Origin of the sequence: Oceaniglobus trochenteri, assembly GCF_020529025.1 — a bacterium.
GTDB classification, from domain to species: domain Bacteria; phylum Pseudomonadota; class Alphaproteobacteria; order Rhodobacterales; family Rhodobacteraceae; genus Oceaniglobus; species Oceaniglobus trochenteri.
In genome coordinates this window covers 333,311-350,194 of the sequence record NZ_JACNMM010000003.1, presented here as the reverse complement: position 1 = coordinate 350,194, position 16,884 = coordinate 333,311, and the positions used below count along the sequence as shown (strand labels likewise).

At 65.1% G+C, this 16,884-nt stretch carries 14 protein-coding genes; 9 read left to right on the top strand and 5 right to left on the bottom strand.

The window, feature by feature from the left end:
* Nucleotides 1–23: 23 nt before the first annotated feature.
* The 5 genes from H7828_RS05965 to H7828_RS05945 all read right to left on the bottom strand — a co-directional run bounded on the left by H7828_RS05965 (nucleotide 24) and on the right by H7828_RS05945 (nucleotide 5,721).
* Nucleotides 24–1,331 carry a flagellar hook protein FlgE gene (locus H7828_RS05965; protein ID WP_226780091.1) on the bottom strand — a complete coding sequence of 436 codons (1,308 nt, stop codon included), beginning with the start codon at nucleotides 1,329–1,331 and terminating at the stop codon, nucleotides 24–26.
* A 93-nt stretch (nucleotides 1,332–1,424) separates the two neighbouring features.
* The gene (locus H7828_RS05960) at nucleotides 1,425–2,267 is read right to left on the bottom strand and encodes a flagellar motor protein MotB (protein ID WP_226780090.1); all 843 of its coding nucleotides are present in this window, start codon (nucleotides 2,265–2,267) and stop codon (nucleotides 1,425–1,427) included.
* 240 nt (nucleotides 2,268–2,507) lie between these two features.
* Nucleotides 2,508–3,902: a TRAP transporter large permease gene (locus H7828_RS05955; RefSeq protein ID WP_226780089.1), complete on the bottom strand. Its 1,395-nt coding sequence runs from the start codon at nucleotides 3,900–3,902 to the stop codon at nucleotides 2,508–2,510.
* A gap of 3 nt (nucleotides 3,903–3,905) precedes the next feature.
* Nucleotides 3,906–4,613, bottom strand: coding sequence for a TRAP transporter small permease (locus tag H7828_RS05950; RefSeq protein WP_226780088.1), 708 nt, complete (start codon nucleotides 4,611–4,613; stop codon nucleotides 3,906–3,908).
* Between the two features lie 106 nt (nucleotides 4,614–4,719).
* Nucleotides 4,720–5,721, bottom strand: coding sequence for a TRAP transporter substrate-binding protein (locus H7828_RS05945; RefSeq protein WP_226780087.1), 1,002 nt, complete (start codon nucleotides 5,719–5,721; stop codon nucleotides 4,720–4,722).
* Between the two features lie 249 nt (nucleotides 5,722–5,970).
* Between H7828_RS05945 and H7828_RS05940 the strand changes: the two genes are divergently transcribed.
* The 9 genes from H7828_RS05940 to H7828_RS05900 all read left to right on the top strand — a co-directional run bounded on the left by H7828_RS05940 (nucleotide 5,971) and on the right by H7828_RS05900 (nucleotide 16,857).
* The gene (locus tag H7828_RS05940) at nucleotides 5,971–7,695 is read left to right on the top strand and encodes a sensor histidine kinase (protein WP_226780086.1); all 1,725 of its coding nucleotides are present in this window, start codon (nucleotides 5,971–5,973) and stop codon (nucleotides 7,693–7,695) included.
* Entirely contained in the window at nucleotides 7,692–8,942 is a 1,251-nt protein-coding gene (locus H7828_RS05935) for a sigma-54-dependent transcriptional regulator (RefSeq protein WP_226780085.1), read from the top strand. Before H7828_RS05940 ends, H7828_RS05935 begins: the two co-directional genes overlap by 4 nt.
* 144 nt (nucleotides 8,943–9,086) lie before the next feature.
* The gene (locus tag H7828_RS05930) at nucleotides 9,087–10,391 is read left to right on the top strand and encodes an acetylornithine deacetylase/succinyl-diaminopimelate desuccinylase family protein (protein WP_226780368.1); all 1,305 of its coding nucleotides are present in this window, start codon (nucleotides 9,087–9,089) and stop codon (nucleotides 10,389–10,391) included.
* A gap of 15 nt (nucleotides 10,392–10,406) precedes the next feature.
* Nucleotides 10,407–11,873 (top strand): ABC transporter substrate-binding protein, encoded by a 1,467-nt coding sequence (locus H7828_RS05925; RefSeq protein WP_226780084.1) that lies wholly within the window; start codon nucleotides 10,407–10,409, stop codon nucleotides 11,871–11,873.
* Between the two features lie 146 nt (nucleotides 11,874–12,019).
* Nucleotides 12,020–12,496, top strand: a complete 477-nt coding sequence (locus H7828_RS05920) for a hypothetical protein (RefSeq protein ID WP_226780083.1) — start codon at nucleotides 12,020–12,022, stop codon at nucleotides 12,494–12,496.
* A 272-nt stretch (nucleotides 12,497–12,768) separates the two neighbouring features.
* Nucleotides 12,769–13,716, top strand: coding sequence for an ABC transporter permease (locus H7828_RS05915; RefSeq protein ID WP_226780082.1), 948 nt, complete (start codon nucleotides 12,769–12,771; stop codon nucleotides 13,714–13,716).
* A complete protein-coding gene (locus H7828_RS05910; protein WP_226780081.1) occupies nucleotides 13,713–14,528 on the top strand; it encodes an ABC transporter permease in 816 nt (271 codons plus the stop codon). The genes H7828_RS05915 and H7828_RS05910 overlap by 4 nt, the downstream gene beginning before the upstream one ends.
* Nucleotides 14,525–16,120, top strand: a complete 1,596-nt coding sequence (locus H7828_RS05905) for an ABC transporter ATP-binding protein (protein WP_226780080.1) — start codon at nucleotides 14,525–14,527, stop codon at nucleotides 16,118–16,120. The genes H7828_RS05910 and H7828_RS05905 overlap by 4 nt, the downstream gene beginning before the upstream one ends.
* Complete coding sequence (locus tag H7828_RS05900) at nucleotides 16,117–16,857, top strand: glucose 1-dehydrogenase (protein ID WP_226780079.1); 741 nt, start codon at nucleotides 16,117–16,119, stop codon at nucleotides 16,855–16,857. Before H7828_RS05905 ends, H7828_RS05900 begins: the two co-directional genes overlap by 4 nt.
* The last annotated feature ends 27 nt before the right edge of the window (nucleotides 16,858–16,884 follow it).

The following is a 16,884-nucleotide window of genomic DNA, read 5'->3' as shown; positions in this document are numbered from 1 at the left end:
TCCTTTCCGGTCGCACGGCGCGTTTACCGTTTGATGTTGGTGGTTTCCTGAAGCATCTCGTCCACCGTCTGGATGACCTTGGCGTTCGAGGAATAGGCCCGCTGGGTCTGGATCAGATTGGTCAGTTCAACGGCGACATCGGTCGTGGATGCCTCAAGCGAATAGCCCCGGGTTTCGCCCGTGGGCCCGTCGCCCGCATCCCACAGGAACATGGGCCCGCTTTCCTTCGACAGCTTGTAGGTCTGGTTGCTCATCGACAGCAGGCCATCGGGGTTGGGGACATCCACCAGCGGCACCTGATAGATCGGGCGGTTGAACCCGGTGTCATAGACGGCGTTCACGACCCCCTGCGCATCAATCTCGACCCCCACGAGGTTGCCGACGGGCGAACCGTTCTTGGTCAGGTTGGTGGGCGCGAAGCTTGAGGCAAGCTGGGTCATGCCGTCGATGGCACCGATCTGGCCGATGCTGAATTCGATATCGCCCCCGGCGACCGGCAGGGTCATCGATCCGGTGGTCGGATCATAGGGGCCACCCGACACATCGACGACCGAAAGAAGCGTACCGCCATCCACCGCCGTGTCGTTGAAGGCAAGCTGATATTCCCCGACGACGGCACCACCCGAGGAGGAATCCGTGATCACCATCGTCCACTCATTCGAACTGCCTGCGGCCGGAACCGACGGGGAGAAGGCAACCGTCAGCTTTTCGGCCTGGCCGATATTGCCGAAATACTCGACCGAAAGGTCGCGCGGCGCGCCGGCGGCCCCGGCAGCGGTGTCGGCGGCTGGCAGGTTGACGCCCATGTTCACCGCCGTCGTCCGGTTGGGCACGAACTGGTTGTGGCCCACGTTGACAGGCACCAGGGCGGCGCTGGTGTCGCGGGTCACGCCGGGCAGCGACCCATCGGGGTTCAGCGCCCAGCCCAGCAGCACCTGCCCCGAGGAGTTGGTCAGGATACCGTCGGCATCCGCCTCGAACGAACCGGTCGTCATCAACGACAGCGGCAGCGCACCGCCCCGCCCGACGGCCGAGGCTTCGGTCACAGGCAACATGCCCCTTCCCCGCACCGTGATGTCCATGGCGTTCGACGTGCCGACAACCTGGCCGCTTTCGCTGATCAGCCGGTGGGTCGTCGTTGAAACACCACCGGCGGTGTATTTGCCCTGGGACAGCGCGCCACCGTTCACCACCATCGCATGGAAATCGGTTTCCATCCGCTTGTACCCATAGGTCGAGGAATTCGCCAGGTTGTCCGAGATTCCGGCCAGCCGCTGGGCATTGGCATTCAGCCCGGCCACACTGGCCGAAAGCGAGGAATAGATGGTCATAGAGCGCCTTTCTGATGCGATTGTCCGGTCTGCCCCTTGATAGGCCAGCAGCCTTAACAGGCCGCTAACCGTTAAAATCCGCGCGACCCGGCACTAATCCCGGCGCAGCAGGATCATCTCGATCCGGTTGTTGCGCACCGCCATCGGGTTTGCGACCGCAGGCTTGCGATCAGCGTATCCCGTAACCCTTTGAATGCGTTGATTGTCCAGGTCAGATCCCTGCAGCATCCCCAGCACCCTGTGCGCCCGCGCGCCGGAATTGTCCCACACGGGATTGTCCAGCCGCACGATGGGCTGCGCGCGAACATGGGCGCCGATGGCGATCCGGTTCTCGGCCAGTGCAAAGACCTGGGACACGACATCGACCAACTCGCGCAGCAGGGGCCTGGCCCGGTCCGAATCACCTTCGAACAGCATGGCATCGGGAAGATCGAACAGTTCGACGATCAGCCCCTGGTCGGTGACACGGGTGACGATGTGGCGCGCCAGCTCCTCGCTCACCATGCTTTCGCCCGATCGTCCGCTCAGCCGGTCGGCCAGTTCCGCCAGCTCACGCGACATGTCGCCCTCACCGTCGCCGGCACGTTCGGTATCCACCCCCGAAGGGCCACGCGCCTTGTCGTCGTCGGCATGATAGCGCGCCGAGGCGCCCGAGCCGTTCTTGGCCAGCTCCTCTTCCGAGAAGACATTTTCGCCGCCGAACGACCCGCCGCCACCCCCGGAAATCCGGTTTATCGGGATCGTCGGGTTGAAGTAATCGGCAATACCCTTGCGCTGGGTTTCGGTCGTGGCATTCAAAAGCCACATCAACATGAAGAATGCCATCATGGCGGTCACAAAATCCGCATAGGCAACCTTCCAGGCACCGCCGTGGTGCCCGCCGGCAATGATCTTCTTGCGCTTGATGATCACCGGCGCATTTGCATGCGCTGTCATTTGTCTCACCCCTCTTCCCACCACGCTCGGGTCTAGCAGCGGCGGGTGAAGGGGCGCTTAACCTCTAAAAGTATTGGTTTTTCCGACCCTCTGGCCGCCCCGCCGCCCGGGGCGGCAACGGGGCCTGCATCTTTGGTCCTGCAAATATCCCCGCCGGAGGCATTGAAAGTTCCTGTCGCTCCGAAAGAGAGTCAGGGCCTCCGGCGGGGGTATTTCACGACCAAAGATGATCGCGCGGCGCTATTTTATCACGATCTCGGGGCCCATGACCGCTGTGGGCAGCGCGGTCGAGATCCAGGGCACGTAGGTGACGATGATCAGGAACACGAAAAGCACGGCCAGGAACGGCAGGGCAGCGCGCACCACCGCCATCATCGGCATTCCCGCCACCCCCGAGGTGACGAAGAGGTTCAGGCCCACCGGCGGGGTGATCATCCCGATTTCCATGTTCACCACCATGATGATGCCCAGGTGGATCGGATCGATCCCCAGTTCGATGGCGATCGGAAAGACCAGCGGCGCGACGATGACCAGAAGCCCCGAAGGCTCCATGAACTGGCCGCCGATCAGAAGGATCACGTTGACCATGATCAGGAAGGTCACCGGACCAAAACCGGTGGACAGCATGGCATTGGCGATGGATTGGGGGATCTGCTCGTCGGTCAGCACGTGTTTCAGGATCAGCGCATTGGCGATGACGAACATCAGCATGATCGTCAGCTTGCCGGCCTCCAGCAGGGTGTTGCGGGTGTCGCGGTGGAAGAAGGCCGTCACGATGGCCTTGGGGTTTTGGTACAGCGACAGCGGTGCCTCGCCCTCGCCGCGCGACAGCGGCCCCATGTCGCGATAGATGAAACAGGCCACGAAGAAGGCATAGACCGAGGCCACGGCGGCCGCTTCGGTGGGTGTGAAGATCGCGCCGGTAACGCCCGGAATGCCGTAGATGCCCACCATGATGATGACGATCAACAGCAGCCCCCAAAGTGCGTCGCGGAAGGAATCGAAGATTTCGCCCCAGCCGCGCCATTCGCCCTTGGGCATCTTCTTGATCTTGGCGATGACATAGATCGTCAGCATCAGCATGGTGCCCGCCAGAAGGCCCGGCAGAACGCCCGCCAGGAACATCCGGCCCACCGACACGTCGGTCGCGCTGGCATAGACCACCATCACGATGGAGGGCGGAATCAGGATGCCCAGGGTGCCGGCGTTGCAGATCACGCCGGCGGCGAATTCCTTGGTGTATCCGACCTGCCGCATGGCGGCGATCACGATCGAACCGATGGCGACGACCGTGGCGGGCGAAGACCCCGACAGGGCCGCGAACATCATGCAGGCCAGAACCCCGGCAATGGCCAGGCCGCCCGACAGATGCCCGACACAGGCGATGGCAAAGCGGATGATCCGTTTCGCCACCCCGCCGGTGGACATGAAGGACGAGGCGAGGATGAAGAAGGGGATCGCCAGCAGGGTATAATGCCCCGCCATCGCCTGATACAGCGATTGCGCGATGCTGGCCAGCGAGGTGTCCGAGAAGGCCAGCAGGAAGATCATCGACGACAGGCCCAGGCTTACCGCGATGGGAACGCCGATCATCAGCAGGCCGACGATCAGCACGAACAGCAGAACAACTTCCATGGCTCAGGCGTCTTTCATCTTGGCGGCGGCTTCTTCGACCGCGTCTTCGGCTTCATGGCTGACGATCATGCTGTCCTGCGTGCCGCGCAGGATGCGATACAGCGCCTGGCATACCCGCAGCAGCATCAGCGCCGCCGCGAAGGGCAACATGGCATAGGGCAGAACGCGGGGGAGCTTTTCGTAATGCTCCCATTCGGCCTCGGGAAAGCCGCGGTTCAGGGTCCAGGGCTCGATGAAGCTGAGGAACGCGGGCATCGGCACCTGGTCGGTGGTGTAAAAGGCCCGGCTGCGCACGCCTTCGGTGATCCCCGTGGGGAACCAGCGCCCGGTGGTCTGCTGCAATCCCGCGAAGGGCGCCCAGTAATCCCAGGCCCCCTTCGCCAGAAGCGCCACGTAGACAAGGCACAGCAGCGCGGTGATGATCGCCATCACCCGCTTGGGCCCCGGCGGCAGCATGTTGGTGATGGCATCCACTCCCAGGTGCGAGGTGATCTTGAAGCCATAGGCGATGCCGAAAAGCACCAGCCAGGCAAAGAGGATCAGCACCACCTCAAGCCCCCAGATCAGCGAGGTGTTGAACCCATAGCGCAACACGACGTTGACGAAGGTCACCAGCGTCATGGCGCCCAGAAGAAAGGCGATGACCGTTTCTTCAAGGCTGTTGACGGCGCGGCCCAGGGCCGTGCGTTCAAAGGGTCTGGGCGCGCTCATGCTGTCGCTCCTGTCGTGGGGAAAGGGGGCCGGAAAACGAAACCCCCGGCGCGATGGCCGGGGGAAGGGCGGGGGCCAGCCTGCGGCCCCGCGCCCGAAGGCTGCCTTACATCGATTCGTTGATCGCCTGTGCGGCGGCAATGTTGTCGGCGCCCACGTCGCCTTCGAACTGGGCCCAGACGGGCTTCATCGCATCGACCCAGGCCTGGCGCTGCTCGGGGGTCAGTTCGCGGATCTCGGCGCCGGTGTCCAGGATCGCCTGGCGTGCTTCCATGTCCACCTGGCCCACGGCGGCGTTCCGCTCGTCCGTGACCTCGGTCAGGATGGTCGCCAGCTGTTCGCGCACGGGGGCATCCAGCCCATCCCACCAGTCGGTGCCGACCACGACAAGGTAGTCGAGAACGCCGTGGTTGGTTTCGGTGGTGCCGTCCTGCACTTCAAAGAACTTCTGGCCATAGATGTTCGACCAGGTGTTTTCCTGACCGTCGACAACGCCGGTCTGAAGCGCGCCGTAAACCTCGGAGAAGGCCATGGGCTGGGGCGATGCCTTCAGCGCCTCCATCTGCGCGACCAGAACGTCGCTGGGCTGCACGCGGAACTTCAGGCCCGCCGCATCCTCGGGCAGGATCAGCGGCTTGTTGGCCGAGAACTGCTTCATGCCGTTGTGCCAGAACTCAAGCCCCAGAAGGCCCCGGCGGGTCATCGACTGCTTCATCGCCTCGCCGGCCTCGGATTTCTGGAAGGCATCCACGGCGTCGATGTCACGGAACATGAAGGGAAGGTCGAAGATGCGGTATTGCTTGGTGAAGGCCTCGAACTTCGACAGGCTGGGCGCGGCCATCTGCACATCGCCCTGAAGCATGGCTTCCAGCACCTGATCGTCGTTGTAGAGGGTCGAGTTGGGGAACACCTCGACACAGGCGATGCCGTTCATCTCGTCGTTGACACGCTCCTGGAACAGCGAGGCGGCGATCCCCTTGGGGTGCTTGTCGGTGTTCGTGACGTGGCTGAACTTGATGACGATCTCGCCATCGTCGCAGGCGGCGGCGGCAACGCCCGGAACCAGGGCCACGGCGGCAACGGTAGCGGCTTTGATAAAGGTCTTCATTCGATCCTCCCGGAATTGTCTTGTGCGGGCAGGTTCGGCCCGCCACATGGCGTGACCATGCCAATTTTCCCGCGCGCGGATCAAAGAAAATGCAGGCCGCATGATTTTCCATCGAAAACAGAATGTTATGGCGGCTTCACGTGAAATCCCCGGCAATCCGCGCGGATTCTCACACAAAGAGGTGCCGCCAGTCCCGCATTGTGCGATATTCCGCACAAACCTGAGCGGACCGATTCGCGCCATGCCCGGATGACACGACAGACCCGAAAGATCGCCCTCTTCGCCGGCTACGGGCTTTTCGCCCTTGCGCTGGCGGTGGCGGTGTTCCTGCTGTCCTACCGCAGCGCGCTGGATCAGCTGGCGCAGGCCGGCACCGTCCGCCTGGCGCAGGGGGCCGACCGCATCCTCGGTAAGCTGGAAAGCCACCGGGAACTGGTCAATGTCTTCGCCAGCCATCCTGCGGTGGCCCGCGCCGTCGACGGGGATGCACCGGCCCGCCAGACCAACGAATTCCTGCTGCGCATGGCGCTGACCACGGGCATCGACCGTTTGGTGGTGCTGGATGGCGAGGGGATGGTGATTGCCGCCTCGGATACTGAAAACCATCCGGACACGCCCGAGCGGTTCCAGGGCTTCCGCCCCGATGTCCTGACCGCGATGTCGGGGGCGCTGGGGTTCTATCATGCTGTCGATCCGCAGGATCTGCAACGGCGGTTCTACTATGCACGGTCGGTCCGGGGCGCCACGAAACAGGGAGTTGTCGTGCTGGTGGTCGATGTGGCGCAGATCGAGTTCGACTGGCGCGTCGATGAGGATGCCATCGCCTTCGTCGACCGGGCCGACGTGGTTTTCGCGTCGAACCGGCCGGGCCTTCTGCTGTCACGCGATGCGCCCCCCACCATGGAGTTCGTGCCCACGCCGCGTTACCCCAGCGACAGCGTCACCCCCCTGCCCGCGCATCGGACCGTCCGCTGGTTCGGGCACGAGGTATGGATGTTCGAGAACACCGGCACCCTGCCCGCCGCCGCCATGGTGCTGCGCCGCTTCGTGCCGCAGTTGAACATGACGGAACTGGTGTTCAAGGATACCGGCCCCGCCCGCGCGACGGCCCTGCTTCAGGCCAGCCTGGCCGCCGCCCTCGCCGGGCTTCTGGCGCTTGGCCTGCTGGCCCTGGCCCAACGCCGCCAGCGCCTTGCCGACCGCCTGCTGATCGAGGAACAGGCGAACGCCACCCTCGAGGCACGGGTCGAGGAACGCACCGCCCAGCTGCGCCGTGCCCAGGACGACCTGGTGCAGGCGGGCAAGCTTTCGGCGCTGGGGCAGATGTCGGCCGGCCTCAGCCACGAATTGAACCAGCCACTGGCGGTGATCCAGAGCCTGGCGGGAAACGCCCGCAAGCTGATCGCGCGCGACCGCACCGACGAGGCCGGCGCAAACCTGACCGAGATCACCAACCAGACCGACCGCATGAACCGCATCATCCGCAACCTGCGCGCCTTCGCCCGCAACGAAACCGTGCGGATCAGCCCCGTCGACCTGGCCGCCATCGCCCGCGATGCCGTGGCCCTGACCGAACCGCACTGGCGCGCGGGCGGCGCCACGGTCACGCTCGACGCGCCCGAAGGCGCGGTGATGGTGCTGGGCGGGACGGTGCGCCTGCAACAGGTTCTGGTCAATCTGCTGACCAACGCCGTCGATGCCATGGCCGAAAGCGAAACCCGAAGGATCACCATCACCCTGCAACCCGGCGACATGGTTAGCTGCACCATAACCGACACTGGCTGTGGCCTGCCGGACCCGACCCGCGTGTTCGAACCCTTCTACACCACCAAGGAAATCGGCGCCTCCAAGGGGCTGGGCCTGGGGCTGTCCATCAGCTTCGGCATCATCGGCAGCTTCGGCGGCACCCTGCGCGCCGAAAATACCGGCCAGGGAGCCGCCTTTACCTTCACCCTTCCGAAAGCCGCGCCATGAACCACCCTGAAACCGGCACCCGCCACGTCCTGGTGATCGAGGATGACCGCGCCCTGCGCACCGCCCTGGCCCAGACGCTGGAACTGGCCGACATGGCCGTGATCCAGGCCGCCAGCTATATCGAGGCCAAGGACCACATGAGCGCCACCTTCCCCGGTGTCATCCTGTCCGACATCCGGATGCCCGGAAAGGACGGCTTCGACGTGCTGTCCCATGCGCGGCGGCTGGACCCGGACCTTCCGGTGATCCTGCTGACCGGCGAATCCGATGTGCCCACCGCCCTGCGGGCCATGTCCGACGGTGCATATGACTACCTGGAAAAACCCTGTGACCCGGATCACCTGGCCGAGGTGCTGATCCGCGCCCAGGATCACCGCGCGCTGGTGCTGCGCACGCGCCGGATCGAACGCCAGTTGCAGAAATCCGACGCCGCCGCCACCAATTTTCCCGGCCCCTCCGAGATCACCGAAACCCTGCGCCGCAACCTGCGCCGGGCGGCAGGCCTGCCCATCCACCTGCATCTCTTCGGCCCCGCCGGGGCGGGCAAGAGGCTGGCGGCCCATACGATCCACGCGCTCAGCGACGACCGACCCAGCTTTGCCACGCTCACCCTCAAGGGTGCCCCCGACGAGGCCGTCGCCACGCTCGAGGCGCCCGCCCCTCGCGCCACGCTGTCGCTGAAGAACCTCGATTGCGCCACCCCGCGCCAGCAGGACGACCTCTTGCGCCTCATCGAACGCCGCCCCGACCTGCGGCTCATCACCTCGGCCCCCGCCCCCCTGGCCGACCTGCGCGCGCGCGGCCTGTCGGAAGACCTCTATTTCGCCCTCAACCTGATGGAGATCGAACTTCCCGGCCTTGACCGGCGCAAGGGCGACCTTGCCGTGCTGTTCGAGGCGCTGGTGCGCCAGGCGGTGCGCAACCTCAACCAGGACATGCCGCCGATCCCCGATTCGGTCTATGCCCAGGTGATGGCCCGTGACTGGCCCGACAACCTGCCCGAGTTGCGCAACTTCGCCCATTCCGTGGTGCTGGGCATCAATGCCACCACCACCGGCCCCTCGATGATGACACTGGCCGAACAGATGGACGCCTTCGAAAAGGCGGTGCTGGCCGAAACCCTGCGCCGTTCGGGCGGAAAGGCCGCCCGCGCCGCCGCCGTGCTGGGGCTGCCGCGCAAGACCTTCTATGACAAGCTCGCCCGGCACGGTCTGAAACCCCGCAGCTTCCGCAGCGATGGTCTGTGACGCCAGGGTCGGAATTTGAGTATTTGGACAAAGAAGAAACAGGATGCCGCGCCCTGCTTCTTCTTTGTCGGAAATACTCTGGGGTCTGGGGTGAAACCCCAGTCCGACGTTGCCATGGGCCATGCCATCGGCCAAGGTTGCGCCATGGACAGTTCCGCCGACCCACGCCTTGCCGATCTGCACGCCCGCATCGCCGACAGCCGCGATGCCCTGATCGCGCTGACCCAGGACCTGATCCGCATTCCCACCCTGAACCCGCCCGGCGAGAATTACGGCGCCATCTGTGAATATCTTGACAGGCGCCTTGGCGCGGCGGGGTTCGACACGCATCTGATCCGCGCCCATGACACCCCCGGCGATTGCGATCGCTATCCGCGCTGGAACATCGTCGCCCGGCGCGACGGCAGGCGGGCCGGGGATTGCGTGCATTTCAACTCGCACACCGACGTGGTGGACGTGGGGCTGGGCTGGACGCGCGACCCCTTCGGCGGCGAACTGGTTGACGGGCGGATCTACGGGCGGGGCGCCTGCGACATGAAGGGCGGGCTGGCCGCGTCGATCATCGCAGCGGAATGTTTCATCGCCGCCTTCCCCGACTTTTCCGGCGCCATCGAGATTTCCGGCACGGCGGACGAGGAATCCGGCGGATACGGCGGCGTCGCCTACCTGGCCAAGCAGGGCTATTTCAGCCCCCGCAAGGTGCAGCACGTCATCATCCCCGAGCCGCTGAACAAGGATCGCGTCTGCCTTGGCCATCGCGGCGGCTGGTGGGCCGAGATCGAGACCTTCGGCGAGATCGCCCACGGGTCAATGCCTTTCCTGGGCGACTGCGCGGTGCGCCACATGGGGGCGGTCCTGAACGCCTTCGAGGCCGATCTTTTTCCGGCCATGGCGCAGCGGCGCACCGACATGCCAGTGGTGCCGGAAGGGGCGCGCAGTTCCACCATGAACATCAACTCCATCCACGGCGGCCAGGCGGAAAAACTGGCCGACAGCACCGCGCTGCCCTCGCATTGCGTGCCCGATTCCTGCCGGATCGTGATCGACCGGCGGTTCCTGGTCGAAGAGCCGCTGGACCAGGTGCGCGGCGAGGTGCGCGGCATTCTCGACGGACTGGCCGAAAGCCGCCCGAACTTCGAATATGCCCTGCGCGAGCTGAACCACGTCCTGCCCTCGATGACCGACCGCAACGCGCCCGTCGCCGCCACCGTGGCCCGCGCCATCGAGCGCGTGATGGGCCAGCCGGCGGAATTCGTCGCCTCGCCGGGCACCTACGATCAAAAGCATATCGACAGGATCGGCAAGTTGAAGAACTGTGTCGCCTATGGCCCCGGCATCCTGGAGCTGGCCCACAAGCCGGACGAATGGATCGGGGTCGATGACATGATGGACAGCGTCACGGTCATGGCGTTGTCCCTGGTCGACCTTCTGTCGCCCGCCCAAACCTGACCGAAGGGAGCCTTCATGCGTTTCACCCCCATCCTTGCCGCCCTTGCCCTGAGCGCCAGCGCCGCCGCCGCGCAGGACGCCATCACCGTCGCGATCCAGCTTGAGCCGCCCAACCTCGACCCCACCGCGGGGGCGGCCGGGGCCATCGATTCGGTGCTCTATTCCAACGTCTACGAGGGGCTGACGCGCTTTGCCTCGGACGGGTCGATCATCCCGGGCCTGGCGCGCGAGTGGGAGATTTCCGAGGACGGGCTGACCTATACCTTCCACCTGCACGAGGGGGTCACGTTCCACGACGGCAGCGCGATGGACGCCGAGGACGTGAAATTCAGCCTGGATCGCGCCCGCGCCGAGGACAGCACCAATGCGCAGAAGGGCCTGTTCGCGCCCATCGAGTCGGTCGAGGTTGTCGATCCGCTGACCGTGAAGGTGACGCTTTCGGCCCCCACCGGCAATTTCCTGTTCAACATGGCCTGGGGCGATGCCGTGATCGTCGCGCCCGAAAGTGCCGACAACCTGGCCAACATGCCCGTGGGCACCGGCGCCTTCAAATTCGACAACTGGGTGCAGGGCGACCGGATCGAACTGTCGCGCAACCCCGAGTACTGGGGCGAGCCGGCGAAACTGGCCCGGGCGACCTTCAAGTTTATCGCCGACCCCACCGCCGCCTTTGCCGCCGTCATGGCCGAGGACGTGGACGCTTTCGTCGGCTTTCCCGCCCCCGAGAACCTGCCCCAGTTCGAGGCCGATCCGCGCTTCCAGGTGCTGGTTGGCAACACCGAGGGCGAGACGATCCTGGCGATGAACAACAAGCTGCCACCCTTCGACAACGTCAAGGTGCGCGAGGCCGTGGCCCATGCCATCGACCGGCAAGCCATCATCGACGGCGCCATGTTCGGCGTCGGCACGCCCATCGGCACCCATTTCGCGCCGCACAACCCCGCCTATGTCGATCTGACCGACCTGTCGCAATTCGACCCCGAGCTTAGCAAGAAGCTGCTGGCCGAGGCCGGGTTTGCCGATGGGTTCGAAACGACGCTGAAGCTGCCGCCCCCCTCCTATGCCCGCCGCGGAGGCGAGATCATCGCAAGCCAGCTGCGTGCCGTGGGCATCGACGCGAAGATCGAGAACCAGGAATGGGCACAATGGCTTGAGAACACCTTCAAGGGCAAGGATTTCGGCCTGACCATCGTGTCCCATACCGAACCCATGGACATCGGCATCTATGCCAATCCCGACTACTACTTCCAGTATGGCAAGCCCGAATTCGTGGCCCTGATGGACAAGCTGAACGCCACCACCGACCCCGAGGCGCGCACCGCCCTTCTGCAGGACGCCCAGCGCATGATCGCCGAGGATTACGTGAACGCCTATCTCTTCGAACTGGCGATCCCGACCATCGCCAAGACCGATCTGAAAGGGCTTTGGCTGGATCAGCCGACACAGGCCGTCGATCTGACCGGGGTCAGCTGGGGCCAGTGATCGCGGCCTTTTGAAACGATTTGAGGGGGCCGTCATGGCCCCCTTTCACCTGCCGCGCCGCGGGCAAGGCGGCCGCTGGCCTTTCCTTCCCCCGTCCCGCCCGCTAGGACAGCGCGAGTTGTTTTTCATCACGCCAAGAGTCTGTCATGATTGCCCGGAACGAACACCTGACACCCGCCGACAAGCGCGATGCGCTGGCCCTGCTGATCCTGCGGCTGGGCCTTGCCTGGTTCATCTTTCTCTGGGCGGCGCACAAGTTCATCACGCCGGGCCAGTATCAACAGCTGGCCAGCCATTTCGACAAGGTCGACGTGTCGACGCTTCAGGTCCAGATCATCGGAGGCGTGCAGATCGCGCTTTGTGTCCTTGCCGCGCTGGGGCTGTTTCGTCTTCTGTCATATTTCGGGCTGGCACTGATGCATCTTTACACCGTCACCCGCCGGTGGGAGGGGTTTTTCGATCCTTTCGCGTTGAACGACAAGGGGTTTCCGATCAACCGCAACCAGGTGATCGACCTTGCCGTGCTGGCCGCCTTTGCCGCGCTGATCCTGCTGATCCCGCGCGATCACTTCAGCCTGGGGGGTTGGCTGCGCCGTCACATGGGCCGCGCCTGGTGGCAGTGACCGCCCCACGCGAAGCCGGCAAAAGCACCGCTGCTTCGGCCCAACTGCACGCACCGGGCCGCTGGCGGCCTGCTTTCGCGTCCCGGAGAGATGAGCGAACAGCGGGCCAGATGGTACCCGGCCACAAGAATCTCGCCTGAACGGGTTCGCGCACGGCCCATGGCGGCCTCCTTTCGATCTCAGGTTATGATCGAGAAGGTTAAGACAGGGTGACCAACAGCGATCCGCATAACCCGCTGGACCGCCCCGGATTCCGCCCCTAACGTCGGGCCATGTTGCGGTATGCCCTGAAACGCGCCCTGTCGCTTGCGATCTCGCTGATCGTGGCCAGCGTGGTGATCTTCCTGGTGATCGAGGTGGCCCCGGGCGATCCGGCGTCCTTCATGCTGGGCGTCAATGCCCGCCCCGATACCGTGGCCGCCCTGCGCAGCGAACTGGGGCTGGATGTGTCGAAATTCGAACGCTATATCAACTGGATAACCGGCATGGCGCGGGGCGATTTCGGAACCTCATATGCCTATCGCAGCCCCGTGCGCGACATGATCGCCGAGCGGATGTGGGTGTCGCTGCCCCTTGCCTTCTATGCCCTCACCCTCTCGACCCTGATCGCCTTTCCCGCCGGCATCTATGCCGCCTCGCGCAGGGGCGGGGCAGGGGATACGGCGGTGATGGCGGCCACGCAGCTGGGGGTGGCGATCCCTAACTTCTGGTTTGCCATGATCTCGGTCCTGATCTTTGCCATCAACCTGCGCTGGTTTTCCGCCGGGGGCTTTCCCGGCTGGGACAAGGGGCTTTGGACCGGAATGAAGGCGCTGACCCTGCCCGCCGTGGCGCTGGCCCTGCCCCAGGCGGCCATCCTGGCGCGGGTCATGCGCTCATCCCTGCTGGACATGCTGGGCGAGGATTTCATCCGCACCGCCCGGGCCAAGGGGCTGACCCGGCGCCAGACCCTCTGGCGCCACGCCCTGCGCAACGCCCTGATCCCGGTGCTGACGATCATCGGCCTGCAATTCTCGTTCCTGCTGGCCGGGGCGATCATCATCGAACAGGTCTTCTTCCTGCCCGGGCTGGGGCGGCTTGTCTTTCAAAGCATCAGCGCGCGTGACCTGATCGTGGTGGAAAGCGTGGTCATGCTGCTGGTCTTTGCCGTGATCACCGTGAACTTCATCGTCGACCTGGCCTATGCCGCCGTCGATCCGCGGCTGAGGGCCCGGACATGAGCCGCAATCTGACGCTTGGCATCGCGCTGACCTCGGTCTTTGTCCTGGCCGCTTTCGTTTCCTTCGTCTTCACGCCCTACAACATCGAACAGCTGGACATTCCCGCCAAGCTGCAACCGCCCAGCGCGCAGCACTGGTTCGGGACCGATCATTTCGGGCGCGACATCCTGTCGATGATCATGGTGGGCGCGCGCACCTCGATTGCCGTGGCGCTTCTGGCGGTGGGCATCGGGATGGGGCTGGGCATTCCGCTGGGGCTGGGCGCGGCGGCGCTGCGGGGCGGTTGGCTGGACGAGGTGATCATGCGCGGCAACGACCTGGTCTTTGCCTTTCCCTCGCTTGTCATCGCGATCCTGATCACCGCCGTCTTCGGGGCCGGGGCGGTGAACGCGATCATCGCCATCGGGGTGTTCAACATCCCCGTCTTTGCCCGCCTGACCCGGGGCGCCGCCCTTGGGCTGTGGAGCCGCGATTTCGTCCTTGCGGCCCGCGTCGCCGGAAAGTCGCGCGCGCGGATATCCCTTGAACATATCCTGCCCAACATCGCCAACCTGATGATCGTGCAGGGCACCATCCAGTTTTCGCTGGGCATCCTGGCCGAGGCGGGGCTGTCCTATGTCGGGCTGGGGGCGCAGCCGCCGATCCCCAGCTGGGGCCGGATGCTGGCCGATGCGCAGACCCTGGTCAGCATCGCGCCCCACCTTGCGCTGTTTCCCGGCATGGCGATCATCCTCACGGTGCTGGGGTTGAACCTGATGGGCGACGGGCTGCGCGACTGGCTTGACCCGCGCCTGCGGATCCTGCGCACATGACGCTGCTGTCGGTCCGAAACCTTGGGGTGCGCATCCACGACAAGCCCATCCTGCGCGACATCAGCTTCGATCTGGAAGCGGGGCAGATCGTGGCGCTGACCGGTGAATCCGGATCGGGAAAATCCATGACCGCGCTGGCCACCATGGGCCTTCTGCCCCAGGGCGCCACCACCACCGGGCAATTGATGCTGGATGGCACCGACATCCTGCAAACCCCCGAAAGCGGGCTCTGCGCCCTGCGCGGCGATACCGTGGGCATGGTGTTCCAGGAACCGATGACCGCCCTGAACCCGGTGCAGACCATCGGCGCCCAAGTGGCCGAAACCATCCGCATCCACACCAAGGCCAGCCGCAGCGAGGCGACACGCCGCGCCCGCGACATGCTGAACCGGGTCGGCCTGCCCGAAGACCGCTTTCCGCTGTCGCGCTACCCGCACGAACTTTCGGGGGGACAGCGCCAGCGGGTTGTCATCGCCATGGCCATCGCCCTGCGCCCCCGGCTTCTGATCGCCGATGAACCCACGACGGCGCTGGATGTGACGACGCAGGCCCAGATCCTCGACCTGCTGAGGGGGCTGGTGGATGATTTCGGGATGGGCCTGATGATGATCACCCACGACCTGGCCGTGGTGGCCGACATGGCCGACCGGATCGTGGTGATGCAGGACGGCGCGGTCATGGAACAGGCGCCCACCGCCGACCTGCTGACGCAGATGCAGCACCCCTACACCCGGGCGCTTTTCGCCGCCTCTACCCACCGCCCCGACATGCCGCCCCCCGAACGCGCCGACGATCCGATCCTGACGGTCAAAGACGCGGTGCGCGACTATCCCGGCCCGCGCCGGGGGCTTTTCGCGCGGCGGGAATTTCACCGCGCCGTCGATGGCGTGAGCCTGACCGTCAACGCAGGTGAACGGATCGGGCTGGTGGGTGAATCGGGTTGCGGCAAATCCACCCTGGCCCGAGCCATCCTGGGGCTGGAGCCCCTGCAGGGCGGCAGCATCGCCGCCTTCGGCCATGACATCGCCACCCTGCCCCCGGCCCTGCGCAGCGGCCTGCAGGTGGTGTTCCAGGATCCCTACAGCAGCTTCAACCCCCGCCACCGGGTGTCGCGCCTGATCACCGAACCCTTCCACCTTCTGCCCCGCCCCCCCGAAGGCGCCGCCCGCACCCAGGCCATTGCCGAAGCGCTTGTCGCCGTGGGCATGGCGCCCGAGGACGCGGGCAAGTACATCCACCAGTTTTCGGGTGGGCAAAGGCAGCGGATCGCCATCGCCCGCGCGCTGATCCTGAAACCCGATCTGATCGTGTTCGACGAAGCGGTCTCGGCGCTGGATGTTTCCGTGCGCGCGCAGGTTCTGGACCTTCTGGCCGATCTCTGCCGCAGTCACCGGCTGGCCTATCTGTTCATCAGCCACGACCTGTCGGTGGTGCGCTCCGTCACCGACCGGGTGCTGGTGATGAAGGCGGGCCGGATCGTCGAGGAGGGCGAAACCGAAGCGGTCTTCACCGCGCCGCGCCACGCCTATACCCGTAAACTGATCGCCGCCGCGCCGGTGTTGCCGGATCTGAAACAGGGAAAAACAGCATGAAACTGGAAGGAAAGGGCGCCATCGTCACCGGCGCCGGATCGGGGTTCGGGGCCGGAATCGCGCGCAGGTTCGCCGCCGAGGGCGCGCAGGTGGTCTGCGCCGACATCAACGCCGAAGCCGCCCGTGCCATGGCCGACGAGATCGGCGGCATTGCCTGCACCGTCGATGTGGGCGACGGTGAAAGCGTGAACGCCATGGCAAGTGCCGCGCTTTCGGCCCTTGGGGCGGTCGATATCCTGGTCAACAACGCGGGCATCACCCACCTGCCGGGCCTGATGGAGGACATCAGCGAAGAGGAATTCGACCGGGTGCTGCGGGTCAACGCCAAATCCGTCTATCTGACCGCGCGTGCCCTGGTGCCCGGGATGAAGGCGCAGGGCAGCGGCGCGATCCTGAACATCGCCTCGACCGCCGGGGTTTCGCCGCGGCCAAGATTGAACTGGTACAATGCCAGCAAGGGCTGGATGATCACCGCCACCAAGGCGATGGCGGTGGAACTGGCCCCCTTCGGTGTACGGGTGAACGCGCTGAACCCGGTGGCGGGCGAAACGCCGCTGCTGAAATCCTTCATGGGCGAGGATACGCCCGAGGTCCGGGCGAAGTTCCTGGCAACGATCCCCCTGGGCCGCTTTTCGACACCCCAGGACATGGGAAACGCGGCCTGTTTCCTGTGCAGCGAGGAGGCATCGATGATCACCGGGGTGGCGATGGAAGTGGATGGCGGGCGCTGTATCTGACCGGAGCATGGGGGGCCAGCCCCCCAT

Bases quoted from the DNA above. Each gene is read 5' to 3' on its own strand.
- H7828_RS05905 (WP_226780080.1), top strand. From the start codon at position 14,525: ATGACGCTGCTGTCGGTCCGAAACCTTGGGGTGCGCATCCACGACAAG.
- H7828_RS05930 (WP_226780368.1), top strand. From the start codon at position 9,087: ATGGACAGTTCCGCCGACCCACGCCTTGCCGATCTGCACGCCCGCATC.
- H7828_RS05915 (WP_226780082.1), top strand. From the start codon at position 12,769: ATGTTGCGGTATGCCCTGAAACGCGCCCTGTCGCTTGCGATCTCGCTG.
- H7828_RS05965 (WP_226780091.1), bottom strand. From the start codon at position 1,331: ATGACCATCTATTCCTCGCTTTCGGCCAGTGTGGCCGGGCTGAATGCC.
- H7828_RS05955 (WP_226780089.1), bottom strand. From the start codon at position 3,902: ATGGAAGTTGTTCTGCTGTTCGTGCTGATCGTCGGCCTGCTGATGATC.
- H7828_RS05945 (WP_226780087.1), bottom strand. From the start codon at position 5,721: ATGAAGACCTTTATCAAAGCCGCTACCGTTGCCGCCGTGGCCCTGGTT.
- H7828_RS05925 (WP_226780084.1), top strand. From the start codon at position 10,407: ATGCGTTTCACCCCCATCCTTGCCGCCCTTGCCCTGAGCGCCAGCGCC.
- H7828_RS05900 (WP_226780079.1), top strand. From the start codon at position 16,117: ATGAAACTGGAAGGAAAGGGCGCCATCGTCACCGGCGCCGGATCGGGG.
- H7828_RS05960 (WP_226780090.1), bottom strand. From the start codon at position 2,267: ATGACAGCGCATGCAAATGCGCCGGTGATCATCAAGCGCAAGAAGATC.
- H7828_RS05910 (WP_226780081.1), top strand. From the start codon at position 13,713: ATGAGCCGCAATCTGACGCTTGGCATCGCGCTGACCTCGGTCTTTGTC.
- H7828_RS05940 (WP_226780086.1), top strand. From the start codon at position 5,971: ATGACACGACAGACCCGAAAGATCGCCCTCTTCGCCGGCTACGGGCTT.
- H7828_RS05950 (WP_226780088.1), bottom strand. From the start codon at position 4,613: ATGAGCGCGCCCAGACCCTTTGAACGCACGGCCCTGGGCCGCGCCGTC.
- H7828_RS05935 (WP_226780085.1), top strand. From the start codon at position 7,692: ATGAACCACCCTGAAACCGGCACCCGCCACGTCCTGGTGATCGAGGAT.
- H7828_RS05920 (WP_226780083.1), top strand. From the start codon at position 12,020: ATGATTGCCCGGAACGAACACCTGACACCCGCCGACAAGCGCGATGCG.